The following is a 23389-nucleotide window of genomic DNA, read 5'->3' as shown; positions in this document are numbered from 1 at the left end:
CGCCTCGCCGGGCCGGCGACACCGTTCGAGGAATTGCAGATGAAGTTCGAAGGCACCAGCGCCTACGTGGCCACCGATGACCTGAAACTGGCCGTCAACGCCGCCATCACCCTGGAGCGACCGTTGCTGGTCAAGGGCGAGCCGGGCACCGGCAAGACCATGCTGGCCGAACAATTGGCGGAGTCCTTCGGCGCGCGCCTGATCACCTGGCACATCAAGTCCACCACCAAGGCCCACCAGGGTTTGTACGAGTACGACGCGGTCAGCCGCCTGCGCGATTCCCAGTTGGGCGTGGACAAGGTCCATGACGTGCGCAATTACTTGAAGAAGGGCAAGCTCTGGGAAGCCTTCGAGTCCGAGGAGCGGGTGATCCTGCTGATCGATGAAATCGACAAGGCCGACATCGAATTCCCCAACGACCTGCTGCAAGAACTCGACAAGATGGAGTTCTATGTCTACGAGACCGACGAAACCATCAAGGCCAAGCAGCGCCCGATCATCATCATTACCTCCAACAACGAAAAGGAACTGCCGGACGCCTTCCTGCGCCGCTGTTTCTTCCACTACATCGCCTTCCCTGACCGCGTCACCCTGCAGAAAATCGTCTATGTGCACTACCCGGACATCAAGAAGGACCTGGTCAGCGAAGCGCTGGACGTGTTCTTCGACGTGCGCAAGGTGCCCGGCCTGAAGAAAAAACCGTCCACCTCCGAACTGGTTGACTGGCTCAAACTGCTGATGGCCGACAACATCGGCGAGGCGGTGCTGCGCGAGCGCGATCCAACCAAGGCGATTCCGCCGCTGGCCGGCGCCCTGGTCAAGAACGAACAGGACGTGCAACTGCTCGAGCGCCTGGCGTTCATGAGCCGCCGCGGCACTCGCTGAGTCTCTTCGGCCAACAAGAGCGAGGGCGATTGCCATGCTGCTTAACCTGTTCAATGAGATGCGCGCCGCCAAGGTGCCCGTGTCGGTGCGTGAACTGCTGGACCTGATCAACGCGCTGAAACAGCGGGTGATCTTCGCCGACATGGACGAGTTCTATTACCTGTCCAGGGCGATCCTGGTGAAGGATGAACGGCATTTCGACAAGTTCGACCGGGCGTTCGCCGCGTACTTCAACGGCCTGGAAAAACTCGACGATCACCTCCAGGCGCTGATTCCCGAAGACTGGTTGCGCAAGGAATTCGAGCGCTCGCTGACCGACGAGGAACGGGCGCAGATCCAATCCCTGGGCGGCCTGGACAAGCTGATCGAAGCATTCAAGAAGCGTCTGGAAGAACAGAAGGAACGCCATGCCGGTGGTAACAAGTGGATCGGCACCGGCGGTACCAGCCCGTTCGGCTCCGGCGGGTTCAACCCGGAAGGCATCCGGGTCGGCGACGCCGGCAAGCGCCAGGGCAAGGCCGTCAAGGTCTGGGACCAGCGCGAGTACAAGAACCTCGACGACCAAGTGGAACTGGGCACCCGCAACATCAAGATTGCCCTGCGCCGCCTGCGCAAGTTCGCCCGCCAGGGCGCGGCCGAAGAACTGGACATCGACGGCACCATCGACCACACCGCCCGGGATGCCGGCCTGCTGAATATCCAGATGCGCCCCGAACGGCGCAACACCGTGAAGTTGTTGCTGCTGTTCGACATCGGTGGCTCGATGGATGCCCACGTGAAGATCTGCGAAGAATTGTTCTCGGCCTGCAAGACCGAGTTCAAGCACCTGGAATACTTCTACTTCCACAACTTCGTCTATGAATCGGTGTGGAAGAACAACCTGCGTCGTACCTCGGAGCGCACCTCGACCCAGGATCTGCTGCACAAATACGGCGCCGACTACAAAGTCATCTTCATTGGTGACGCGGCCATGGCGCCCTATGAAATCACCCAGGCCGGCGGCAGCGTCGAGCACTGGAACGAAGAAGCCGGTTATGTGTGGATGCAGCGCTTCATGGAGAAATACAAGAAGCTCATCTGGATCAACCCGTACCCCAAGGACACCTGGGGCTATACCGCCTCGACCAACATCGTGCGCGAGTTGGTGGAAGACCGGATGTACCCGCTGACGTTGCGGGGGTTGGAGGAAGGGATGCGGTTTCTTTCCAAGTAGGATTTTTGGTTGCCTGTACAGGCCTCATCGCGAGCAAGCTCGCTCCCACAAGGGATCTCAGGTGTGACGAAGATCTCTGTGGGAGCGAGCTTGCTCGCGATGCTTCTAGCCTTTCAAAAACACCTGCAGGCATTCAACCTGCTGCCGATGCGCAACCTCCTGCACCACCGGCCGCAACCGCACCTGCGTCCCTGGCAGGCATTGTGCCAACCGGGCCAGGGACAGCGGGGTCAAGGCGCCCAGGCGCGGATAACCGCCGATGGTTTGCCGATCGTTGAGCAGCACGATCGGCTGGCCGTCCGGCGGCACCTGCACGGCGCCCAGCGGAATGCCTTCGGAAATCATCGCCGGCCCCTGGTATTCCAGCGTCGAGCCCAACAACCGCATGCCCATGCGGTCGGCGCGACTGTCCAGCGTCCAATCGGTATTGAACGCATCAAACAGGCTACGCCCGCTGAACGCACCGTTCTGCGCGCCGAGGATGAGGTCCAGCGGCTGCACCTGCTGGAAATCAGGAATCCGCGTGTACGGCATTGGACGCGGCGTCGCCGGGCCTGAATAGCTCAAGCGGTCACCGCGACCCAGCGCTCGCCCCCGCCCATCCAGACCGCCGAGCTCTTCACGTACAACCGTCGAGCGGCTGCCCAGGACTTGCGGTGCATCGAACCCGCCAGGCGCCGCCAGGTAGGCCCGGGCGCCAAGCACGGGCTGAGTGAGCGCCAGCACCTGGCCTTTGCGCAAACTGAAGAAGCGCCACGACGCCACGCCCTGGCCGTCAATGCGCGCGCCCAGGTCCGCCCCGGCCAACGCCAGCACGCAATCGTCTTCGGCCAACACCGTGAAGCCGCCAAGGGTGATCTCCACCACCGCCGCGTCCGGCGCATTGCCGAGCATCCAATTGGCCCAGCTCATCGACAGCCAGTCCGCCGCGCCGCCCTGGGTCACGCCCAGGTGCCTCACGCCGAACCGGCCGGCGTCCTGCAACAGGCACAGCGGGGTGCTGGCCTCGATCAACAAACGGCTCATGCCTGGGCCTCCAGCGGTGTGTCGTCACCGCCCAAGGCGATGAATTCAGCGTGATCGACGGCGGCGAAACGCACCGTGTCACCGGGCTGCATCAGGCTGTAGCCGTCGCGCTCGCGGTCGAACAACTTGGCCGGGGTTCGTCCGATCAGGTTCCAGCCGCCAGGTGACACCACCGGATACGCCGCAGTCTGGCGCTCGGCAATGCCAACGCTGCCCGCCGCCACGCGCTTGCGCGGGGTGTCGAGGCGCGGTGCGGCCAGTGCTTCGTCCACCAATCCCATGAATGCAAAACCTGGCGCAAAGCCCAGGGCAAACACCTGGTATTCGCGCTCGCTGTGGCGACGGATCACCTGCTCCACCGTCAGCCCGCTGCGACTCGCCAGCACACCCAACTCGGGTCCGACGCTGGGGTCGTACCACACCGGCAGCACATGGCATTGCCCAGCAGACCGGGCATCCGGGGAAAGGTTGTTCAGCGCTTCCCCGATCAAATCGCGCGCCTGGGCCGGCGTCAGGGCAAGCAAATCGTAATGCACCATCAAGGTCGTATAGGACGGCACGAGATCGATCAGATCGTCGGCGAAAACCTGACGCAGACGCTCGCTGGCGGCGAGCATCCACGGCATGTTGGCCTCGGCGATTTCGTCGAACAGGCGCACCATCAGGCAATCCACCGCTACCCCTTCCACGCGTGGCTTCATGGCGCGCTCTGCCGGTCCAGGGCTTCGCGGATGCGTTGCACGGCGGCCACCGAACTGGCGTTGTCGCCGTGCACGCACAAGGTGTTGGCCTTCAGGTGCAAGGCGCTGCCGTCGTTGGCGGTCAACGCATCGCCGCGAGCGATCGTCAGGGCCTGCCCAATAATGATTTCGGGATCGTGGTGCACCGCGCCCGGCGCTTGCCGCGAGACCAGGCGGCCGGCGTTATCGTAGGCCCGGTCGGCAAACGCTTCGAACCACAGGGTCACGCCATATTCGTCGCCCAGGGCTTGGGCGGCGCCGTTGTCACGGGTCGCCATCAGCATCAGCGGCAGTTGCCGGTCATAGGCCGCGACGGCCTGGATCACGGCGCGCAGTTGCGCCGGGTTGGCCATCATGTCGTTGTACATCGCGCCGTGGGGCTTCACATAGCTGACGCGCCCGCCCTGGGCACGGCAGATGCCGTCGAGGGCGCCGATCTGATAGTGCAGCAGATCCTGCAGTTCCTGGGCGCCATAGGCCATGGAACGACGGCCGAAGCCCGCCAGGTCCTGATAGGCCGGGTGCGCGCCGATCCGCACGCCGTGGCCCAGGGCCAGGCTGACGGTCTTGCGCATGATGCTCGGGTCGCCGGCATGAAAGCCGCAGGCGATGTTGGCGCAGTCGATGAAGGGCATCACCTCGGCGTCCAGACCCATGGTCCAGCTGCCGAAGCTCTCGCCGATGTCGCAGTTCAATAGCAGGCGGTTCACGGTGAACGCTCCTGTAGGTTCTTTCTTCTTTGACCGTGGGATTTGCATCCCACAGGTTATCAGTTACTCGGCTTCCAACTGCTTGCCTTGGGTTTCCGGCAGGCTCAGGGCCGCCAGGATCACCACGCCGTAGGACACCGCCGCGAACGCCCCGATACCGACACTCAACGGTACCTTCTGGCTCAGGATACCGATCAACAACGGGAACAACGCCGCCACTGCCCGGCCGATGTTGTAGCAGAACCCCTGCCCTGAACCCCGGATGCGGGTCGGAAACAGTTCGGTGAGGAACGAGCCCATGCCGCTGAACATTCCCGAGGCGAAGAAGCCCAGGGGAAAGCCCAGCCAAAGCATCACGTTGTTGCTCACCGGCACCTGGGTGTACAGCAATACAATGGTGAACGAACCCACGGCGAACAGGACGAAGTTTTTCTTGCGACCGAGGATGTCGCTCAGGTACGCGCTGATCACGTAACCCACGTAAGAACCGACGATGACCATCGCCAGGTAGCCACCGGTACTCAGGACGCTCAGGCCACGCTCGTTCTTGAGGAAGGTCGGCAACCAGGACGTGATGGCGTAGTAGCCGCCCAGGGCACCGGTGGTCAACAGCGAAGCACGAAGGGTGGTGAAGAGAATGCCGGGGGCAAAGATCTCGTAGAACTTCGCCGGATTTTCTGGCGTCAGCCGCGCCTTGGTCTGGTTATAGACTTCCGGATCCTTGACCAACCGGCGAACGAAAATCACGAACACGGCAGGCACGATGCCGAGGATGAACAAGGCGCGCCAGGCGTCTTCCGGTGGCAACACCGAGAACAGCAGCGCGTACAGAATCGCCGTCATGCCCCAGCCCAGCGCCCAACCCGACTGCACCATGCCCACCGCCTTGCCGCGGTCCTTGGCACGGATCACCTCGCCCATCAACACCGCGCCAGCGGTCCATTCACCGCCGAAACCGAAGCCCATCAAGGTGCGGGCGATCAGCAGTTGTTCATAGTTTTGGGCAAAGCCGCACAGGAAGGTAAAGAAGGCGAACCACAGCACCGTCAGTTGCAACGTGCGCACCCGACCGATGCGGTCCGAGAGAATGCCGGCGACCCAGCCGCCCAAGGCCGAGGCGATCAGGGTGCTGGTGTGGATCAACCCGGCCTGTCCGGTGGTGATACCCCACATCGCAATCAGGGTCGGCACCACGAAGCTGAGCATTTGCGTGTCCATGCCGTCCAGGGCGTAGCCGATCTTGCAGCTCCAGAAGGTACGACGTTCCTGCTGGTTGATGTTGCGGTACCAATCGAACGGACCGGAACGGGCCTGGGGTTGGGGGACGCCGAGCGTGTCGGGTGCACTCATGGTGGTTCTCCACGGTTTTATTGTTGTGAGTCTCGACGACGCAGACGTGGAGACCGTTGCCCCGATTCTTGAGCGCGCAGCCAATCGCGTCCAACGAATAAAACCTTGGCCGGGTCATAAGAAAAATTTGATTGGGCAGAGCATCGCCAGGAAAAGTGGACCGCTTTTGTGGCGAGGGAGCTTGCTCCCGCTGGGCTCTGTAGGAGCTGGCGAAGCCTGCGATCTTTTGATCTTTTGATCTTTTGATCTTTTGATCTTTTGATCTTTCGCTTGAGATTCAAGTGTCCTTGGAAAGATCGCAGCCTCGCTTCGCTCGGCAGCTCCTACAGGCCCAGCGGGAGCAAGCTCCCTCGCCACAGGAAGCTCACTGAACCATCGAGTCAGAGCCCGCGCAGGTCACGCTCTTCGATCGGCCGACTCTGGCGCAGCCGCTTGCCGCCCAGCACCACCCAGTCGATCAGGCGGAACAGGCATTCCAGGCCGAACGACAGCAGCATCGCGCCGCTGATGCCCCAGATCATCGCTTCGGGGGTCAGCAGGATCTGGTAGCTGTAGCCGTTCCAGGTTTCCTTGCGAATATCCGGATCGGCCGCCAGCGCCACCTGCAACAAGCGGATGTACCACGGGCCTTGCATCGCCTGGAACTGCTTGTCCAACGCCTGCTGGCGCACCAGCAAGGTGTTCAGGCTGTCGGCGTCGCTGCGAAAGATAGGGTCCTCGCTGGCACGGTAATGGGCCACCAGGGCCTGCATGTCACCCTTGAAGAATTGATTGGCGGTGCCCTGAAAACCTTGCAGGCCGGTTTGCGCCTCGATCAGGTGTGCCTCGACCCGCTTGGCGTAATCATTGATGAAACCCGGCACCTGGACCCCAACCAACAGGCCCACCGCGAACAACACCAGCCGTAGATAACTGAGCAACATAACGTGACGTCCTTATTCGGTGCGGCCATGGCTGACGCATTCACCGCGTCGCCACAGGCTCCATTGACCCGGTTCGTAGCGGGTCCAGGTTTCGTTTTCGGTCAAGGGTTCGGTGGCGATCACCGTGACCACATCGTTGGGGGTGGTTTCAGCCTGGAAATCCACGATGACGTCGACATCCTTGAGCCGCGCCGGGCCGAACGGCGCGCGCCGGGTGATCTGGGCCAGTTTGGTCGAGCAATAGCAGAACAGCCAGTCGCCGTCGCTGAGCAGGCAATTGAACACGCCCTTGCTGCGGTATTCGCTGCAAGCCGCGATCAACGAAGGCAACAACTGCTCCACTTCCACCGGCTCGGGAAAGGCTTGGCGCACGCGGTTGAGCAAATCACAGAACGCCGCTTCGCTGTCGGTATCGCCCACCGGGCGGTAGAAGCTCACGCCCGGCTGGAAATCGGCCAGTTGGCCGTTGTGGGCGAAACACCAGTTGCGGCCCCACAACTCGCGCACGAACGGGTGTGTATTGGACAGGCAGACCTTGCCGACGTTGGCCTGGCGGATGTGCCCGATGACCACTTCGCTCTTGATCGGATAACGCTGCACCAGGTTCGCCACTTCCGACTCGCTGCTCGCAGCCGGGTCCTGGAACAGGCGCAGGCCACGGCCTTCATAGAACGCGATGCCCCAGCCGTCACGGTGCGGCCCGGTCTTGCCGCCGCGCTGCATCAGCCCGGTGAAGCTGAACACGATGTCGGTCGGCACATTGGCGCTCATGCCCAATAACTCACACATGCTCGAACCCTCGATTGATTGGGCAGCCCGGCTACAGGCGTGGTTCGATTCGCGAACGCTGGGGATTGCTCGGCACGGGTGGCCGACCGTAACGGTCGTCACCGGCTACACCGAACGGTGGCTCGTCATCCGGCTCCGCAGCGGCGGCGGCTTTCGCGGCGGCCGCCCGCTCCCTGCGAGCGTTGGCAGCGCGCTCGATGGGGAAGCGGATCAGCACGAAAATCAGATAAAGGCCGAAGGCGATCATGCCGTACATGAGCAGATCGGACGCCGCGCGCCAGACGTTGTTACCGACCTTGAACAACACGTCCAGGGCGGCGATGGCCAGCGCTGGGGCAAATTTTTCCTTCACCGGGTCCACGATGGTGGGGCTGAACAGCAGCACTGCCATCAGCAGCCGCAGCGGCTCGCGCAACCAGCGCCACATGAAGCGGGTCATGCGCATCCAAACCAGGAGGCAGCCCAGGGCGGCAAAGGCGTACAAGCCCCAGGCAATCAGATAGTCGTTCTCGGTCATGGTGTCCATGGCAAGGCAGGCAAAGAGGCGCTTATAGTAACGGCTTTTCGCTCGCCAGGCTGCCCCGGCTTCTGCAGCAGACTGATGCGGTCAAATTTCCAGCTCGGCGACCGAACCGACCCTGCAGGCCACTTGTCCCTTTTCGTATCACGCTCGAGAGTTTTTCCATGCCCCTATCTGCCCAAATTTGCGATGCCCCGATTGCCCGCAAGGACCCCGGCGTCGACCCGTATGCCTGGCTGCAGGAGCGCGACACCGATGCCGTGCTCGAATACCTCAAGGCTGAAAACAGCTATCAGGAAGCAGTGCTCGCCGACCAGGCCGAACTGCGCGAAACGCTGTTCCAGGAAATCAAGGGACGGATCCTCGAGACCGACCTGTCGCTCCCTTCACCGTGGGGCCCGTACCTTTACTACACCCGCACCACGGCCGGCGACGAATATCCGCGCCACTACCGCTGCCCGCGTCCGGCCGACGACAGCCTGACCGTCGACGAAAGCCGTGAACAGCTGCTGCTGGACCCTAACGCCCTGGCCGGTGGTGGGTTCTTTGCCCTGGGCGCGTTCAGCATCAGCCCCGATCACCAGCGCCTGGCCTACAGCCTGGACACCACGGGCGATGAGATCTACACGCTGTTCGTCAAGGAGTTGTCCAACGACAAGGTCAGCGAACTGTCCTTCGAAAACTGCGACGGCAGCATGACCTGGGCCAACGACAGCCTGACGCTGTTCTTCGGCGAGCTGGACGAGACCCATCGCCCCCATAAGCTGTTCCGCTATCGCTTGGACGGCACCGCCGCCGAAGAGGTGTTCCACGAGCCGGACGGGCGTTTTTTCCTGCATTGCTATCGCTCAAGCTCGGAGCGCCAACTGATCCTGTCCCTGGGCAGCAAGACCACCAGCGAAGTCTGGGTGCTCGACGCGACGCAACCGCAGCAGCCGTTCACCTGCGTGGCGCCACGGGTAGAGGACCATGAATACGACATCGATCATGGCCTGCTTGACGATCAATGGACCTGGTTCATCCGTAGCAACCGCGACGGTATCAACTTCGCGTTGTACCAGGCGGCCGACACAGGTGCGGCGCCGATCGAGGCTGACTGGCAGAACCTGATCCCCCACAGCGACACGGTGATGATCGACGGCCTGAGCCTGAACGCCACGGCCATGACCTTGAGCCTGCGCGAAGGTGGCCTGCCGATCATCGAAGTTCACCCACAGGGTTCGCCGAAATATCGGGTGCAATTGCCAGACGCGGCCTACAGCCTGCACGTACAGAACAGCCTGGAGTTCGTCAGTGAGCGCATCCGCCTGCGCTACGAGGCGCTGAATCGCCCGGCGCAGATCCGCCAGCTGGACCTGGCCAGCGGCAATCAGGTCGTGCTCAAGCAAACCCCGGTGCTGGGCCCGTTCGATGCCGATGCCTACGTGAGCCAACGACTCTGGGCCACCGCGCCGGACGGCACACAGGTGCCCATCAGCCTGGTGGTCAAGCGAGAATCCCTCGGCAAACCCGTGCCGCTGTACCTGTACGGCTACGGCGCCTATGGCGAAAGCCTCGACCCGTGGTTTTCCCATTCGCGGCTGAGCCTGCTGGACCGCGGCGTGGCGTTCGCCATCGCCCATGTGCGTGGTGGCGGTGAACTGGGTGAGGCCTGGTATCGCGCCGGCAAGCAAGAACACAAGCACAACACCTTCAGCGACTTCATTGCCTGCGCCGAACACCTGGTCGCCAAGGGATTGACCACCGCCGACCAGTTGGCGATCAGCGGCGGCAGTGCCGGCGGGCTGTTGATCGGCGCGGTGCTCAACCAGCGCCCGGAACTGTTCAAGGTCGCGATCGCGGAAGTGCCGTTTGTCGACGTGCTCAACACCATGCTCGATCCCGAGCTGCCATTGACCGTGACCGAATACGACGAATGGGGTAATCCCGAGGAGCCGGACGCCTATGATCGGATCAGGGCCTACGCCCCGTACGAAAACGTCCGCGCCCAGGCGTACCCGGCCATGCTGGTGATCGCCGGCTACAACGACAGCCGCGTGCAGTATTGGGAAGCGGCCAAGTGGGTCGCGAAGCTGCGGGCCACCAAGACCGATGACAACCCGCTGCTGCTCAAGACCGAACTGGGCGCCGGCCATGGCGGCATGAGCGGTCGCTACCAGGGATTGCGTGACGTAGCACTCGAATATGCGTTTGTATTGAAGGTTTTGGAAGTGGCCTGAGGAACTCTGTGGGATGGCTGGGTCTTAGCTCCATGCGCTGGGCCCCGGATGCAACACAATCCCCTGTGGGAGCGAGCTTGCTCGCGATAGCGGTGTGTCGGTCAACATTGATGCTGGCTGAGCTGACGCCATCGCGAGCAAGCTCGCTCCCACAAGGGTTTCGCCATACATTCATGACAATCCATAACCGCAAAAACGATAAGAAAAGACCGTGACGACATGTCAGAACCGACCTTACTGAACAAAGAAATTCGCGATTGGCTGATGGACTGCGGTCTGTTCGACCAATTGCTGCCCGTCGACTTTGCCGCCGCCTCGGGTTACTTCAGCATCAGCACCATCGCCCAGGGCGAGGCGATTTTCCGTGAAGGTGATGCCGGCAGCTTCATGTGCATCCTTCACACCGGCCAGGTGGCCGTGCAGAAAACCGGTCCCGACGGCCAGCCAGTGACCATCGCCACGCTGCGCAGCGGCCGGGCGTTCGGTGAAATGGCCGTGCTCGACGGCGAACGGCGCTCGGCCAGTTGCATCGCCGCCACCGATTGCCAGTTGCTTAACCTGGGCAAGGATTCCCTGGAAAAAATGCTCAACGACGCGCCCAAGATCGCCGCCAAGATCATCCGCGCCCTCGCCGTCTCCCTGTCCAAGCGCTTGCGCATGGCGGATGGACAGTTGTTGTCGCAGCAGGTCTGACCACCATTAAACCTAGCCGGAGCCCTCTGTGGGAGCGAGCTTGCTCCGGGCGGCGATCCGACGATAGCGTCAGTTCAGCCAGTATCAATGTTGACTGATACACCGATATCGCGAGCAAGCTCGCTCCCACAGGTTATTGCATTGTGTAGGCGTCCTACCCCCCCGGCGTCTTGACCTTCGGCGGCTTCGGCTCCATACCCGGTATCGGCTGGTCCTTGGGCGGCCTGGGCATTTCGATGGGCGGCAACAGGGGCGGGCCGTTCCCGGGTGCCACCTTGGGCACTCCGCTGGGTGTCACCGGCGGATAGGGCATGGGCGTGGCGGTGCCCGGCGCCCCCGGGATGCTGGGCGGGCTGACCGGAATGGTCGGCTGCTGGGCCTGGGCGCAACTTATCGAGAGCGCCGTCAGGGCAATGGCCGTTAGAATGATGCACTTCATCAATGGCTCCGTGGCTATTGTCTGCTTTCAGGCTAGCCCCTGCCGGGCCGGTCTGCTCCTTCCCCATGAGATTTCCATGAAACGTTTTGTTCTGCTCGACACCACGCCTATCCCTGACAACGGCGGCGCCCTGTGCCTGTTCGAGTACGGCGAAGATTTCGTGATCAAGATCCAGGGCGGCGACGGCGGGCAACTGATGAATACCCGCATGCACGGTTCCGAAGACGCCCTGGCCGAGATCCCCTGCCGCAAAGTCGCCGGTCGCCCCGGCTCGCGCGTGTTGATCGGCGGACTCGGCATGGGTTTCACCCTCGCCTCCGCCCTCAAGCACCTGGGCAAGAGCGCCGAAGTGGTAGTGGCCGAACTCGTGCCAGGCGTGGTGGAGTGGAATCGCGGCCCCTTGGGTGAAAAGGCCGGGCGCCCCCTGTCCGACCCGCGCACCGTGATCCGCATGGAAGACGTGGCCAAGGTGCTGCAAGCCGAGCCCCAGGGGTTCGACGCGATCATGCTCGATGTCGACAACGGTCCGGAAGGCCTGACCCAGAAAGCCAACAGCTGGCTGTATTCGGCAGGAGGCCTGGCGGCGTGCGCCAAGGCCCTGCGGCCTAAAGGCGTCCTGGCGGTGTGGTCGGCGAGCGCCGACCGGCAGTTTTCCGACAAGTTGAAGAAGGCCGGCTTCAAGGCCGAAGAAGTGCAAGTGTTCGCCCATGGCAACAAAGGCACCCGCCACACCATCTGGATTGCCGAGAAACTCAAGGGCTGAGCTAAACTCTGTCCAACCGTCATCTGTCTTTTCTACAAAGGTGAACCCATGAGTTCGTCCACCCCACCGTCCAACACCGCCAAGCTGGACCGCATCCTCGCCGACGCCCAGCGCGACCGGGAGATGGGCTACCGCGACAAAGCCCTGAAAATGTACCCCCACGTCTGCGGCCGCTGCGCCCGTGAGTTTTCCGGCAAGCGCCTGAGCGAACTGACCGTTCACCACCGCGACCACAACCACGACAACAATCCACAGGACGGCTCCAACTGGGAGCTGCTGTGCTTGTATTGCCACGACAACGAGCACTCGCGCTACACCGACCAGCAATATTTTGGCGACGGCTCCCTGAGCACGCCGAAGATTGCCAAGGCGACCCACAACCCGTTCGCCGCGTTGGCTGGCTTGATGAAGAAAGACGAGTAATCGTCATCACCCAAGCATTTTTACAGGCTGCAAGGCCGTCATCGCGAGCAAGCTCGCTCCCACAGTGGATTTTCGGCGTTCACAAAACCCTGTGGGAGCGAGCTTGCTCGCGATGGCAATCAAACAAACACCACACATCTCGAACCTGACCACCCTTCCCCATTCCCCGTATAATCGCGCCTTTTCCCAAAGGCACCCCGTCCGTGGCCAACAAACGCTACAGCTGCATCGGTCTGTTCAACCCCAAGTCGCCGGAAAACGTCGGTTCGGTCATGCGTGCCGCCGGCTGTTACGGCGTGGCGTCGGTGTTCTACACCGGCAAGCGCTATGAACGCGCCGCCGACTTCGTCACCGACACCAAGAAGGTCCATTACGACATTCCGCTGATCGGCATCGACGACTTGAAGAAGATCCTGCCCCTGGGCTGCGTGCCGGTGGCCGTCGAGCTGGTGGAAGGCGCCCGTCCGTTGCCCGAATACACCCATCCGGACCGAGCGCTGTACATCTTCGGCCCCGAGGACGGTTCGCTGGACAAAGACATCCGCGACTGGTGCGAAGACGTGATCTACATCCCCACCAACGGCTGCATGAACCTGGCGGCCACGGTCAATGTCGTGTTGTACGACCGCATGGCCAAAGGCAACAACACGCGCTCGGGCCCGCAATTCCGCTGACCGGCGGGAAATTCCATGGAACGACGGATTCGCTCTGGCAGTCAGCTTTATACAATTCCCCACACTGGAGACAGATCATGAGCGATAACAATCCGTTCGGGCCGGTGGATACCACCCCTTTCCAATCCCGCAGCCCGCAGAACGTGCACGGTTGGGAGCGCATCGGTTCATTGGCCGGTGGGGTCCTGATGATGGGCAAGGGCTTGCGCCGTGGCGGTGTGATCGGCCTGGCGCAACTGGCAATCGGTGGCATGGCCCTGGCTCGCGGGATTACCGGGCATTGTTCGGCGAAAAGCCTGCTGGAAAAAAATCGCCAACATCTGCATGACGCCCGCGCCCGCATCGAGCAGGCCGGCGACGAGCTGAGCCGCATGAAGGCCAATGCCGAGGCGGCGACTGGCACGGCTACGGTAACGGGGAATGATTCGTTGAGTTCACCTAGGGCTGGGCTCTGATTTTTGCAGTGCCGCTGATGCCCTCATCGCGAGCAAGCTCGCTCCCACATTGGATTTGTGGTGTTCGCAAGAGCCCTGTGGGAGCGAGCTTGCTCCGGGCGGCGTTCCGACGATAGCGGTATTACTGAAGTAACCGGGTATCCAACACGGTAGAGCCCTCACCCAGGATGCTCTCGCTGAGCTGCACAAACTCCGGGGTGTCCACCGTTTCCAGGCGCATCGCCCCTTGCAGCACGTCATCGAGGGAGCGCTTGTTGCGGGTCTTCAGGCGAATCTCCCGGTCCAGTTCCTGCAGCAACAGCACCGCCTTGGCGACCATCGCCGGGCTCACCTGGTCGCCGCGCAACGTCGTGACGCCCTTGCTGTCCCGGGCGAGACGAACATTCAGGGCCTGATAGCGCTCGTCGCTCATGCCGCCGGCGCGGCGCAACAGTTCGATGGCGTAGTACTCGTTCAATCCTTCGCTGATCCAGTCACTGCGATCTTGATCGTTGATGCGCACCAGCATCTGCATCAACTCCCGCAACAACGGACTGCTGCCCCGTTCGCTGACCAACGGCGGGCGGCTGTGCAGGTAGATCGATTCGTGGCCCGCCAGGACGCCACGCCACATCGGATCCCCGGCACCGACGATCAGCAGTTTGGCCGGATGACGCGGCACCACTGCCTGCACCTGCGGCCAGACAAAAGTCAGCAGCGTCAGCACATCCATCCGCCGCATGCCCTGGCCCAAGGGCGAAGCCACTGTCACTTCGGTCTCGCCCAGGCGCGTGCGGCGACTGCCGAGTTTGCCGGCGAGCATCCAGCCCGTGGGGCGATCGAACAAGCGCGAGGGGTTATCGATGCGAAAGCGTTGCTTGCCGATACGCGGCCAAGGCGTCTCGATGCTTTTCCAGCCGTTGGGCAGTTCGAACTCCAGGCGAGAGACCAACTCGATGCCGTCCTGCTGGTCCAGCTTCGCCGGTGGCACCAGGTCATCGCCGCGCAGCAGCGCCCAGCTCGGCGTCATGCGGGTTTCGAAAGAGCCGTTCTTGCGCGATTCGCTGATGCGCACGCGGTAGGTCAGGCTCGCCTTGTCGGCGGCGGGACGCCAAACGCCCCGCGATGCCTTGCCAGGCGTGAGCTGCCATTGGCCGTCCGCCTTGAATCCGCTGTAGCGACCGTCATCGCCCAGGTCGAAATCCAGGCTACGCACTGCCGAGCCTCGCGCGAGGGTCAGGCGCACTTCAGCCTGGTCGCTCTGCGGCAACAGGTGAACGTGGTAATCCAGATCAACTTTCTGTGCTGCCCACAGCGGCCCGCACACCGCCAGCAGCCCCGCCGCCAGCATCCATTTCAATCCTGCAGCCATGGGCGCTCCCTGGTGATGCGATGCCTTGTGTTCAGCCCGCGCGAAAGATCAGGTGGTCTTCCCAGTCTTCTTCGGCCACGCTGCCTTCGGCCAGCATGCGCCCGGATTGGGAAATGCGTTCGTGGTGCACGGCGTCGCGATCACCGCAGACCAGGTGGTGCCACAGCGGCAGGTCCTTGCCCTCGCTGACCAGGCGATAACCGCAGGTCGGCGGCAGCCATTTGAACTGATCGGCCTTGCCCGGCGTGAGCTGAATGCAGTCGGGAACGAAGTCGCGGCGATGGGCGTAGTCGGTGCACTGGCAGGTTTTCAGGTCCAGCAGTTTGCAGGCGATACGCGTGTAATAGACGGTGTTGTCGTCTTCATCCTCGAGCTTTTGCAGGCAGCACAGGCCGCAGCCGTCGCACAGCGATTCCCACTCTTGTGGATCGAGCTGATCGAGGGTTTTGCGTATCCAGAACGGTTCGACTTTGGCGGCCATGGCTCAAGCATCAACATCATGTGGTGAAAAGGCCGACAGTCTAGTGCCGCGACCTCCCGAGGCCAAGCATTGGCGACTGTCGGTAGAAGGGGCTTGTCAGGCCGGACGCCGGGACGTAGGTTGCTTGATCACGTTTCCGAACCCAGCCCAGGTGAGCCCATGAGCGCCAATTCCCGCATCGCCGATTACACCATCCATCCTCAATTCATCGAGCGCTGGTCGCCCCGCGCCTTCACCGGCGAGAGCATTGCCGAAGAAACCCTGCTGAGCTTTTTCGAAGCCGCGCGCTGGGCCCCTTCGGCGTACAACTCGCAACCGTGGCGCTTCTTGTACGCGCGTCGCGACACGCCGAACTGGGAGCGTTACCTGGGCCTGCTCAACGAGTTCAACCGTGGCTGGGCCCAACATGCCTCGGCGCTGGTGATCATCGCCTCGAAAACCACCTTCGCGGTGCCCGGCGCCACGGAAGAAACCCCGGCCCAGTGCCACACCTTCGACACTGGCGCGGCCTGGGGCCACCTGGCGCTGCAAGCGAGCCTCAGCGGCTGGCATACCCATGGCATGGCCGGCTTCGACCAGGAGCTGACCCGCAAGGAACTGAAGATCCCGGACGGCTACGCCCTGCACGCGGCCGTGGCGATCGGCAAGCTGGGGGACAAATCCACCTTGGCCGACTACCTCCAGGCCCGCGAAGTCCCAAGCCCGCGTCGGCCGTTGAGCGAGTTGGTGGCCGAGGGTGATTTCAGCCTATAAACACTCACGTGCGAAACCGAACCCGTGGCGAGGGAGCTTGCTCCCGCTCGGCTCTGTAGGCGCTGGCGGAGCCTGCGATCTTTTGATCTTGATCTTTCGCTTGAAATTCAAGTGACAGGGGAAAGATCGCAGCCTCGCTTCGCTCGGCAGCTCCTACTCGCAGTCCAGCGGGAGCAAGCTCCCTCGCCACGGTGGTTTACAAACCTTGAGTAAAGTTGGGCTTCAGTAACCTCGGGCGAAATCCACTTCCCCACGCAGCGCTTCGCCAGCCTGGTAGGCGCGCAGGTTCTCCAGGAACAACCGCACCATCATCGGCGGCGAGGTCGGTGCCGAGCTGTGGCCGGTCAACAGCAGGCCCCAGGCCGTCCAGAACGGATGCCGCTGCGGCAACGGCTCCTGGCGACACACGTCGATCACCGCGCCGGCCAGGTGCCCTTCCTTCAAGGCTTGCACCAGGTCCGCGTCCACAACCGCCACGCCACGGCCGACGTTGATGAACAACCCGCTGGGCTTGAATTGCTGGAACAGCGCCGCGTCGTAGATGTCATGGGTATCCGGCGTGTTCGGCAGCAGGTTGACCACGTAGTCCGCTTCGCTCACCAGACGCGGCAAATCCTTCAACGCCCCAACCTCGATAAACGGCGCCAACTCACGGGCTTCACTGGCGATGCCGTACAACTGCACGCCAAACGGCACCAGGAACTGCGCCACCCGCTGGCCGATATCGCCAGTGCCGACGATCAACACCTTGCGCCCCGCCAGGCTTTGCCCTTGGCGGTTGTCCCACTTGCGCTCCACCTGGCTGACCAACCGCGCCAGGACTTCGCGTTCATGCCCCAGCATGTAGGTGAGCACATATTCGGCCATCACCTGGCCGAATATGCCGACCGCGCGGGTCAAGCGATAATCGCGCGTCAGGCCTTCGGCCAGCAGCGGCGTGATGCCCGCCCAGGTCGATTGCAACCAACGGGGCCGGTGACCTTGACGCAACAGGGTCGCCAACAGGTCAGGCTGGCCGAGCCAGACCGGGCAATCAGTCGCCAGCCGCGACAGCTCGGCGGAATCGCCGCTGGTCAGCACTTCGATGTCGGGCGCAGCCTGACGCAAGAGTTGGGCATAGACCGCGTGGTCGTGTTCGGCAATCAGAACGCGCATGAATCAAACCTTTCCAAACAGTGCAGACGGCCGCTGACAGAGTATCGCTCCATCCATGCGGCCCATCGCCAATAATCATTTCAGTATTCAAGGGGCCCCAGGACGGGCGCCCCGAAGTATCAGACCGGGTCGTTGCGTCGCAGCAACTCTTCGGGCAGATGCTCGATGTATTCGTCTTCAGCCGGAGGCATCTGCAAGTGATAGCCCTGGGTGTCGAGGTTTTCCAGCACCTTGTTGATGTCCTCCCGGGACAGTTGCCGCTCCGGGCTCAATACCAGGTCGAAGGCATGGATGGCCTTGCCGAACGCGGCCATCAACGGCTCGGGCACGCGGGCCAATGCCTCGCTCTTGAGCACGTAGAGGTACATTTCGTTTTTCTTCGAGCTGCGGTAGATGGAGCAGATACGTTTCAAGGCTGTTCTCCGGCGGTGGCCAGGCTGTCGAGCAATGCCTGGCCCATCAACTCGCGGCGCCAGCCACGCAGCGAATCGGGCAATTGGTAAGGCCCCTCGGGAAAGCCACTCTTGATCAGGGCTTCGAGGGTTTTCTTGCGCAGCATCAGTTCCGGGGCAATGCCCAGGCGCTCGGCTTCAGCCTGCCCCAGGGCCTTGAGCCGCTTGAGCAGCGCCGAGGCCTCGATCGGCAGCGGTTCGGGCACTGCGGGCGGCCATTGTTCAGGTGGCACGCTGCCTGCGCGCTTGATCAGGTCGAGCAGGAACTCACCGTCCTGGCGCACGGTACGCGGATGCATGTCTTCGATCTTCGCCAGCGCACCGAGGTTATCTGGCTGCGTGCGGGCCAGGGGCCATAGCGAATGTTCGCGAATGATGCGGTTGCGCGGCAGGTCACGGGCGCGCGCCTCGCGCTCACGCCAGGCGCACAGTTCGCGCAGCACGGCCAATTGCGCCCGGGACAGCTTCCAGGCCAACTTGGCCTCGCGGTACACCTCGTACGGGTCGATTTCGCGGCGCAGGTTGGCCACCAGTTCGGCGCCGTCCTCCAGGACCCAGCTGTATTTTTCGTCGGACAGCTTCGGCCGCAGTTGTACGAAAACTTCCGCAAGGTGCACTGCATCCTCGGCGGCATAGCTGATCTGGGTTTCGGACAGGGGCCGCTGCAACCAGTCGGAACGGGTCTCGCCCTTGGGCAATTCGATGCCCAGCACTTCCTGCACCAACCGCGAATAACCCATGGAGAAACCCAGGTTCAGGTAGGCGGCGGCCAATTGCGTGTCGAACAGCGGCGCGGGCAGGCTGCCGGTCAGGCGCAGCAAGACTTCAAGGTCTTCGCTGCAGGCGTGCAAGACCTTGAGCACCGCCGGGTTTTCCAGCAGCGCGGCCAAGGGTTTCCAATCGTCGATGGTCAAGGGGTCGATCAGGTACGCGCTTTTGCCATCACCGATCTGCAGCAGGCCGGCAATGGGATAAAAGGTGTCGACCCGCATGAATTCGGTGTCGAGGGCGACGAACGGCAACTGTTGCCATTCGGCGCAAAACCGACCGAGGCTATCGTTGTCGCGAATCCAATGAATATCGATGGCCACACGGCTCTCCCTTGAAGAATGGCGCGCAGTATATATCGCCGTCGGCGATTGCGAGCATCTACGGAGCAAGAGCTTGAGAGAAATCGCCTGCGCGCACGTAAGAATAGTCCTACATCCGCCGTTATCCGGTCTTACGTAATACATACACCCGTTTAAATGCCAGGCCAGGCAGGAAATCCTGATGCCACACCACGCTGAAACCGGCCGCGAGAAATTCGGCTTCGACGCAGGCCTTGTCGGCCAGGTTTCGTTGCGAAGCATGGCCGAGCTTGAGACGCCCCTCGATCTGGACTGACACGATCACCGTGTCCCGGCTGACCCGGTGGAATTCCCGCAGCAAAGCCAGGCGATGTTCGCTGGCCTGGATGTGCATAAACAATTGCAGACAAAAAATGCAGTCCACCGCGTTCGCCGACAGCCCAAGGGTAAACGCCGAGCTGGGAAAAGTCTTGATCCGCTGGAGCAGCGCACCGCCATGGTGGCTGCGGGCATGATCGAGCGTATCTGGCGAGGGGTCCGCCGCGAGGATCACCCGGTTGGCATGCTCACCCAACACCGGCCAGAACCGCCCCGCCCCACACGCGACATCCAGTACCAACCCAGGCTCACCCGCGACCTTCAAGGCGTTGCGTGCCAATTGCTCATCACGCCAGAAAGTCAGGCGCAGCCGCCGAGGCGTCGGCTGACGGCAAATCTGCGCATGCTCCTGGTCATGCTGCCTGGCGAACTCAAGCTCGACGGTGGAGGGGGTTTGCCCGGGCATACTCACGGCTCACGGAAAAGGTTGGACGACAGGTTAAACAGGGCTACGTGAAAAAAAGGTGTAGGAAGATTATTCCCTGGCCAACACCCCATCGATCACTGCGCTGCGGCAACTGGCGAACATGTCCAAGTCCTGGCTGTAGACCTTGCTGTTGACTTCCAGCAGCCCGAGCATCGAATGAAACAGGTTGTCCTGGCTCAAAGGTTTATCCCGACTCATTTGCAGGCAATGCGTATCGACCGAGAAGGACTTCTGATAACTGTCGGAAAACCAGGCCAGCATCGCCACATGCTTCTGTTGCTCAGGGGCCAGCATGTAGGGCGTGCCATGGAGGAACAGGTTGTATTCGCCCAGGGACTCGCCGTGGTCCGACAGGTACAGCATGGCGGTGTCGACCTTGTCCTGGTTGGCCCGCAGCAAATCGATCAACATCGACAGCACGTGATCGGTATACACCAGCGTGTTGTCGTAGCCGTTGACGATGCTCTCGCGGCTGCAATTGTTCAGCGCGTTGCTTTCGCACACCGGGGTGAAATGCTCATATTCCTTCGGGTAGCGCTTGAAGTATTCCGGCCCATGACTGCCCATCTGGTGCAGCACCAGCACGGTGTCCTTGTCGAGGGTGTCGATGAAATGTTGCAAGCCCTGCAGCAGGATTTCGTCGCGGCACTCGCTATTGGCGCACAGGGACGGATCCTTGAGATTACTGACGTCCTGCAACGTGACCCGATCGCAGGTGCCTTTGCAGCCGGACTGATTGTCCCGCCAGATCACGTCCAGTCCAGCGCGCTTTAGCACGTCCAGCAGACCCTCTTCATTCTTGGCCTTGCTGGCGTCGTAGTTCTTGCGGCCCATGTTGGAAAACATGCACGGCACTGACACGGCCGTCTCGGTCCCGCAGGAATGCACGTCGGTGAAAGCGATCAGGCCGGCTTCCTTGTCCAGTTGCGGCGTGGTGTCGCGGTGATAGCCGAGAATGCCGAAGTTCTCGGCGCGAGCGCTTTCCCCGACCACCAGGACAGTGAGTGATTTTCGTGCATGGGTTTGCCAGGCCGGGTTGCGGCTAGCATCCTCGCCCAACGTGACGAATGGTTGCTTGGCCGACGCGACTTGCTCGCGCAAATAGCCGAACGACGCCCCGATGTAGTTGCTCGGCACCACCATGAGATGCAGTTCATGGTGGTTGCGAAACAACGAAGACAGCCCTTGATAGTTGATCATGGCCACCGCGCCGAGCACCGCAACCGAGGCCACGCCGACCAGCAACTTGCTCAATAACTCCCTCGGCCAGCGGCGATAACTAATGGGTGTCTTGAACAATAACCAGGAAGGCAAGACACCTAACAAACCGATGTAGAAGAACAACTTCAACGACAATAGATCGCGAACTTCCGTGGCATTGGTTTCGGCGAAATTTCGCAACATGCCGGCATCCATCAAGACCCCGTACTGGGCCATGAAATACGCCACGCCCGCGCTGATCATGAATAGCAACATCAACAACGGCTTGAGCACCGGGCGGAACGCCAACAACGTCAACACCAGGTTGAACGCGCAGAACACGATGACGGCAAATGCCAGGCACAGCAGCAGTCCGCGGCCATCCGCCGCAGTAATCACAAGCAGGTGCTGCCAGAGAATAAAGTTGAAGCCCACTAACAAAAAGGCACTGGCGACCAGCGTCACCCACTCGGGGCGCACGGCTTTAATAGTCAGCATGATGGTTGGAGGGTTCCTGAAGTTGCTCTTTTAAAAGAAAGTGCCGCAGGCAAATGTGAAAAATTCATTTCCTACGGCAACACAAACTTTAGGCAGCCCACCATCAATTTTTCGTGAAAAAGTTGCCAGTAAATAATTATTTAAGGGAACCTTTTCAAAACCCTCGTCAGGCTTGGTTCAGGTACCAGCGCCAGTCCTGCTCACCTACTTCCCCCATGAATTGGCGATATTCGGCGCGTTTGACTGCCAGATAGACGCCGAGAAACTCGCCGCCAAACGCTTCTCGTGCCCATGGCGAGGCCTCAAGCGCATTCAAGGCTGTAAGCCAGTCGGTGGGCAGCAACGCGGTCGCCTGGGCGTAACCATTGCCTTCCACCGGCGCGCCGGGATCACGCTGTTGCCGTATGCCGCGGTGAATCCCGGCCAATATCGCGGCGGCGGCGAGATACGGGTTGGCATCGGCGCCGCAGACGCGGTGCTCGATGTGTCGCGAAAACGCCGGGCCGCCAGGCACCCTCAGGCTGACGGTGCGATTGTCCACGCCCCAGGTCGGCGCCAGCGGCGCATAGCTGTTGCTCTGGAATCGACGGTAGGAGTTGGCGTTCGGGCAGAACATCAACAGCGAATCCAGCAGGGTATCGAGCATCCCCCCTACCGCGTGACGCAGCAGTGGCGTGCCGTCGGCGGCTTCGCTGGCAAACAGGTTGCGCCCGTCCCGGTCCGCCAGGCTGACGTGCATGTGCATGCCGGAGCCCGCCAGATGCTCGAATGGCTTGGCCATGAAACACGCCGCCATGCCGTGTCTATGCGCCACGCCCTTGACCAGGCGCTTATAGCGCACCGCCTCATCCATGGCTTGCAAGGCATCGGTGCGGTGTTCAAGCGTGATTTCGACCTGCCCCGGTGCGTATTCCGAAATAGCGGTTCGGGCCGGAATGCCCTGCTGTTTGCAGGCGGCATACAGGTCGGCCAGGAACGGCTCGATCTGCTCCAGCTCCCGCAACCCATAGACTTGCGTGGCCCGTGGCCTGCCGCCGTCAGCGTCACGCGCCGGTTGGGGCCGGCCTTGGCTGTCGCGCTGGGCATCCAACAGATAAAACTCCAGCTCCGCCGCCATTACCGGGTAATAACCGTCGGCCTGCAAGGCGTCGATCACCCGGCTGAGCAGATGGCGCGGGTCGGCCACCGCCGCAGGCATTCCTTCCTCGGGGTGCATGCCGACTTGCACGGCGGCGGTGGGAATCAACCGCCACGGCATGCGTTGCAAGCTGCCACTGACGGGGTAGGCGCGGCAATCGATGTCGCCGACATCCCACACCAACCCGGAGTTTTCGACGTCGTCGCCATTGAGGGTCAGCCCGAGCATCGTACTGGGCAGCGGTCGACCGTTTTCGTAGACCGCCAGCAACTCGTCCCGGTGCAATAACTTGCCCCGTGGCACGCCATTGTTATCAAGGATGAACAGCTCGAAGAGTTCGATATCAGGATTCTGGTCGAGAAACGCCTGGGCGTGTTGCACGGGCGCGAAAGCATTTTTGGCAAGGCTCATGGGAAGGCTCGTATTTCCATGTCGGACGGACGACCAGGCGCCGTCGGTCTGTGCTCGTCGGCGACGAACACAATGTGTGATCAACAGGAAATACGGGAATCCGGAGGACGCGCGTGGCGACAGTGCCACAAGGCCCAGAAGGCCAGCTCGGACGGCAACGCACAGAGGGACGCAGGCATGGCAAGCGTGGACCTGCCGAGCGGATCGACCGCGGCGGTTGAAAGGTATCGGAGCACCAGGGGCCAACCGTTCA

25 protein-coding genes are annotated in these 23389 nt (G+C 61.9%); 9 read left to right on the top strand and 16 right to left on the bottom strand.

Annotated features, from left to right (window positions below):
- Positions 1-39: 39 nt before the first annotated feature.
- Both M8Q45_RS04480 and M8Q45_RS04475 read left to right on the top strand, forming a co-directional pair.
- Positions 40-885: an AAA family ATPase gene (locus tag M8Q45_RS04480; protein ID WP_249873729.1), complete on the top strand. Its 846-nt coding sequence runs from the start codon at positions 40-42 to the stop codon at positions 883-885.
- A gap of 34 nt (positions 886-919) precedes the next feature.
- Positions 920-2098 (top strand): vWA domain-containing protein, encoded by a 1179-nt coding sequence (locus tag M8Q45_RS04475; protein ID WP_249873728.1) that lies wholly within the window; start codon positions 920-922, stop codon positions 2096-2098.
- 105 nt (positions 2099-2203) lie between these two features.
- Here the strand turns inward: M8Q45_RS04475 and M8Q45_RS04470 are convergent, their stop codons facing one another.
- The 7 genes from M8Q45_RS04470 to M8Q45_RS04440 form a co-directional block, all read right to left on the bottom strand.
- Entirely contained in the window at positions 2204-3124 is a 921-nt protein-coding gene (locus M8Q45_RS04470) for a 5-oxoprolinase subunit C family protein (RefSeq protein WP_249873727.1), read from the bottom strand.
- Entirely contained in the window at positions 3121-3825 is a 705-nt protein-coding gene (pxpB, locus tag M8Q45_RS04465) for a 5-oxoprolinase subunit PxpB (protein ID WP_249873726.1), read from the bottom strand. The genes M8Q45_RS04470 and pxpB overlap by 4 nt, the downstream gene beginning before the upstream one ends.
- Entirely contained in the window at positions 3822-4574 is a 753-nt protein-coding gene (locus tag M8Q45_RS04460; RefSeq protein ID WP_249873725.1) for a 5-oxoprolinase subunit PxpA, read from the bottom strand. Before M8Q45_RS04460 ends, pxpB begins: the two co-directional genes overlap by 4 nt.
- Positions 4575-4637: 63 nt before the next feature.
- Positions 4638-5924, bottom strand: a complete 1287-nt coding sequence (locus tag M8Q45_RS04455; RefSeq protein ID WP_198797160.1) for an MFS transporter — start codon at positions 5922-5924, stop codon at positions 4638-4640.
- A 380-nt stretch (positions 5925-6304) separates the two neighbouring features.
- Positions 6305-6847 carry a DUF2937 family protein gene (locus M8Q45_RS04450; protein ID WP_003184238.1) on the bottom strand — a complete coding sequence of 181 codons (543 nt, stop codon included), beginning with the start codon at positions 6845-6847 and terminating at the stop codon, positions 6305-6307.
- Between the two features lie 12 nt (positions 6848-6859).
- Positions 6860-7636: a class II glutamine amidotransferase gene (locus M8Q45_RS04445; RefSeq protein WP_030141181.1), complete on the bottom strand. Its 777-nt coding sequence runs from the start codon at positions 7634-7636 to the stop codon at positions 6860-6862.
- A gap of 31 nt (positions 7637-7667) precedes the next feature.
- Complete coding sequence (locus M8Q45_RS04440) at positions 7668-8162, bottom strand: hypothetical protein (RefSeq protein WP_030141182.1); 495 nt, start codon at positions 8160-8162, stop codon at positions 7668-7670.
- Positions 8163-8320: 158 nt separating this feature from the next.
- Between M8Q45_RS04440 and M8Q45_RS04435 the strand changes: the two genes are divergently transcribed.
- Positions 8321-10375: a S9 family peptidase gene (locus M8Q45_RS04435; RefSeq protein ID WP_249873724.1), complete on the top strand. Its 2055-nt coding sequence runs from the start codon at positions 8321-8323 to the stop codon at positions 10373-10375.
- Between the two features lie 219 nt (positions 10376-10594).
- Positions 10595-11068 carry a cyclic nucleotide-binding domain-containing protein gene (locus M8Q45_RS04430; protein ID WP_030141184.1) on the top strand — a complete coding sequence of 158 codons (474 nt, stop codon included), beginning with the start codon at positions 10595-10597 and terminating at the stop codon, positions 11066-11068.
- A 154-nt stretch (positions 11069-11222) separates the two neighbouring features.
- Here the strand turns inward: M8Q45_RS04430 and M8Q45_RS04425 are convergent, their stop codons facing one another.
- Positions 11223-11507 carry a hypothetical protein gene (locus M8Q45_RS04425; RefSeq protein WP_249873723.1) on the bottom strand — a complete coding sequence of 95 codons (285 nt, stop codon included), beginning with the start codon at positions 11505-11507 and terminating at the stop codon, positions 11223-11225.
- Between the two features lie 76 nt (positions 11508-11583).
- On the opposite strand from M8Q45_RS04425, the gene M8Q45_RS04420 reads away from it, so the two are divergent.
- The 4 genes from M8Q45_RS04420 to M8Q45_RS04405 all read left to right on the top strand — a co-directional run bounded on the left by M8Q45_RS04420 (position 11584) and on the right by M8Q45_RS04405 (position 13822).
- Positions 11584-12270, top strand: coding sequence for a spermidine synthase (locus M8Q45_RS04420; RefSeq protein ID WP_030141186.1), 687 nt, complete (start codon positions 11584-11586; stop codon positions 12268-12270).
- A 48-nt stretch (positions 12271-12318) separates the two neighbouring features.
- Complete coding sequence (locus M8Q45_RS04415; protein ID WP_003184246.1) at positions 12319-12693, top strand: YajD family HNH nuclease; 375 nt, start codon at positions 12319-12321, stop codon at positions 12691-12693.
- A gap of 203 nt (positions 12694-12896) precedes the next feature.
- Positions 12897-13367 carry an RNA methyltransferase gene (locus M8Q45_RS04410; protein WP_030141187.1) on the top strand — a complete coding sequence of 157 codons (471 nt, stop codon included), beginning with the start codon at positions 12897-12899 and terminating at the stop codon, positions 13365-13367.
- Positions 13368-13444: 77 nt separating this feature from the next.
- Entirely contained in the window at positions 13445-13822 is a 378-nt protein-coding gene (locus tag M8Q45_RS04405; RefSeq protein WP_249873722.1) for a YgaP family membrane protein, read from the top strand.
- A gap of 121 nt (positions 13823-13943) precedes the next feature.
- Here M8Q45_RS04405 and M8Q45_RS04400 read toward each other — a convergent pair whose 3' ends face one another.
- Entirely contained in the window at positions 13944-15173 is a 1230-nt protein-coding gene (locus M8Q45_RS04400; protein WP_249873721.1) for a hypothetical protein, read from the bottom strand.
- Positions 15174-15204: 31 nt separating this feature from the next.
- A complete protein-coding gene (locus M8Q45_RS04395; RefSeq protein ID WP_030141190.1) occupies positions 15205-15654 on the bottom strand; it encodes a YcgN family cysteine cluster protein in 450 nt (149 codons plus the stop codon).
- A 159-nt stretch (positions 15655-15813) separates the two neighbouring features.
- On the opposite strand from M8Q45_RS04395, the gene M8Q45_RS04390 reads away from it, so the two are divergent.
- Entirely contained in the window at positions 15814-16407 is a 594-nt protein-coding gene (locus M8Q45_RS04390; RefSeq protein WP_249873720.1) for a nitroreductase family protein, read from the top strand.
- Positions 16408-16629: 222 nt separating this feature from the next.
- Here M8Q45_RS04390 and M8Q45_RS04385 read toward each other — a convergent pair whose 3' ends face one another.
- The 6 genes from M8Q45_RS04385 to M8Q45_RS04360 form a co-directional block, all read right to left on the bottom strand.
- Positions 16630-17562, bottom strand: coding sequence for a D-2-hydroxyacid dehydrogenase (locus tag M8Q45_RS04385; RefSeq protein WP_249873719.1), 933 nt, complete (start codon positions 17560-17562; stop codon positions 16630-16632).
- Positions 17563-17681: 119 nt separating this feature from the next.
- Positions 17682-17975, bottom strand: a complete 294-nt coding sequence (locus M8Q45_RS04380) for a YcgL domain-containing protein (protein ID WP_030141193.1) — start codon at positions 17973-17975, stop codon at positions 17682-17684.
- On the bottom strand, positions 17972-19105 hold the full coding sequence (rnd, locus tag M8Q45_RS04375) for a ribonuclease D (RefSeq protein WP_249873718.1): 1134 nt from the start codon (positions 19103-19105) through the stop codon (positions 17972-17974). Before rnd ends, M8Q45_RS04380 begins: the two co-directional genes overlap by 4 nt.
- Positions 19106-19226: 121 nt before the next feature.
- The gene (locus tag M8Q45_RS04370; RefSeq protein WP_249873717.1) at positions 19227-19868 is read right to left on the bottom strand and encodes a class I SAM-dependent methyltransferase; all 642 of its coding nucleotides are present in this window, start codon (positions 19866-19868) and stop codon (positions 19227-19229) included.
- 69 nt (positions 19869-19937) lie between these two features.
- A complete protein-coding gene (locus tag M8Q45_RS04365; RefSeq protein ID WP_249873716.1) occupies positions 19938-21587 on the bottom strand; it encodes a phosphoethanolamine transferase in 1650 nt (549 codons plus the stop codon).
- A gap of 166 nt (positions 21588-21753) precedes the next feature.
- Positions 21754-23136, bottom strand: a complete 1383-nt coding sequence (locus M8Q45_RS04360; RefSeq protein WP_249873715.1) for a glutamine synthetase family protein — start codon at positions 23134-23136, stop codon at positions 21754-21756.
- Positions 23137-23389 lie beyond the last annotated feature (253 nt).

It is taken from the genome of Pseudomonas sp. T1.Ur (genome assembly GCF_023516725.1).
Lineage (GTDB): Bacteria > Pseudomonadota > Gammaproteobacteria > Pseudomonadales > Pseudomonadaceae > Aquipseudomonas > Aquipseudomonas alvandae.
The sequence above is the reverse complement of the archived record's forward strand: the minus strand, read 5'-3'. Positions and strand labels throughout refer to the sequence as shown.

Excerpts from the sequence above, each read along its gene's own strand:
- M8Q45_RS04480 (WP_249873729.1), top strand. The coding sequence starts at position 40 with ATGAAGTTCGAAGGCACCAGCGCCTACGTGGCCACCGATGACCTGAAA.
- M8Q45_RS04475 (WP_249873728.1), top strand. The coding sequence starts at position 920 with ATGCTGCTTAACCTGTTCAATGAGATGCGCGCCGCCAAGGTGCCCGTG.
- M8Q45_RS04470 (WP_249873727.1), bottom strand. The coding sequence starts at position 3,124 with ATGAGCCGTTTGTTGATCGAGGCCAGCACCCCGCTGTGCCTGTTGCAG.
- pxpB (WP_249873726.1), bottom strand. The coding sequence starts at position 3,825 with ATGAAGCCACGCGTGGAAGGGGTAGCGGTGGATTGCCTGATGGTGCGC.
- M8Q45_RS04455 (WP_198797160.1), bottom strand. The coding sequence starts at position 5,924 with ATGAGTGCACCCGACACGCTCGGCGTCCCCCAACCCCAGGCCCGTTCC.
- M8Q45_RS04450 (WP_003184238.1), bottom strand. The coding sequence starts at position 6,847 with ATGTTGCTCAGTTATCTACGGCTGGTGTTGTTCGCGGTGGGCCTGTTG.
- M8Q45_RS04445 (WP_030141181.1), bottom strand. The coding sequence starts at position 7,636 with ATGTGTGAGTTATTGGGCATGAGCGCCAATGTGCCGACCGACATCGTG.
- M8Q45_RS04440 (WP_030141182.1), bottom strand. The coding sequence starts at position 8,162 with ATGGACACCATGACCGAGAACGACTATCTGATTGCCTGGGGCTTGTAC.
- M8Q45_RS04435 (WP_249873724.1), top strand. The coding sequence starts at position 8,321 with ATGCCCCTATCTGCCCAAATTTGCGATGCCCCGATTGCCCGCAAGGAC.
- M8Q45_RS04430 (WP_030141184.1), top strand. The coding sequence starts at position 10,595 with ATGTCAGAACCGACCTTACTGAACAAAGAAATTCGCGATTGGCTGATG.
- M8Q45_RS04425 (WP_249873723.1), bottom strand. The coding sequence starts at position 11,507 with ATGAAGTGCATCATTCTAACGGCCATTGCCCTGACGGCGCTCTCGATA.
- M8Q45_RS04420 (WP_030141186.1), top strand. The coding sequence starts at position 11,584 with ATGAAACGTTTTGTTCTGCTCGACACCACGCCTATCCCTGACAACGGC.
- M8Q45_RS04415 (WP_003184246.1), top strand. The coding sequence starts at position 12,319 with ATGAGTTCGTCCACCCCACCGTCCAACACCGCCAAGCTGGACCGCATC.
- M8Q45_RS04405 (WP_249873722.1), top strand. The coding sequence starts at position 13,445 with ATGAGCGATAACAATCCGTTCGGGCCGGTGGATACCACCCCTTTCCAA.
- M8Q45_RS04400 (WP_249873721.1), bottom strand. The coding sequence starts at position 15,173 with ATGGCTGCAGGATTGAAATGGATGCTGGCGGCGGGGCTGCTGGCGGTG.
- M8Q45_RS04395 (WP_030141190.1), bottom strand. The coding sequence starts at position 15,654 with ATGGCCGCCAAAGTCGAACCGTTCTGGATACGCAAAACCCTCGATCAG.
- M8Q45_RS04390 (WP_249873720.1), top strand. The coding sequence starts at position 15,814 with ATGAGCGCCAATTCCCGCATCGCCGATTACACCATCCATCCTCAATTC.
- M8Q45_RS04385 (WP_249873719.1), bottom strand. The coding sequence starts at position 17,562 with ATGCGCGTTCTGATTGCCGAACACGACCACGCGGTCTATGCCCAACTC.
- M8Q45_RS04370 (WP_249873717.1), bottom strand. The coding sequence starts at position 19,868 with ATGCCCGGGCAAACCCCCTCCACCGTCGAGCTTGAGTTCGCCAGGCAG.
- M8Q45_RS04365 (WP_249873716.1), bottom strand. The coding sequence starts at position 21,587 with ATGCTGACTATTAAAGCCGTGCGCCCCGAGTGGGTGACGCTGGTCGCC.
- M8Q45_RS04360 (WP_249873715.1), bottom strand. The coding sequence starts at position 23,136 with ATGAGCCTTGCCAAAAATGCTTTCGCGCCCGTGCAACACGCCCAGGCG.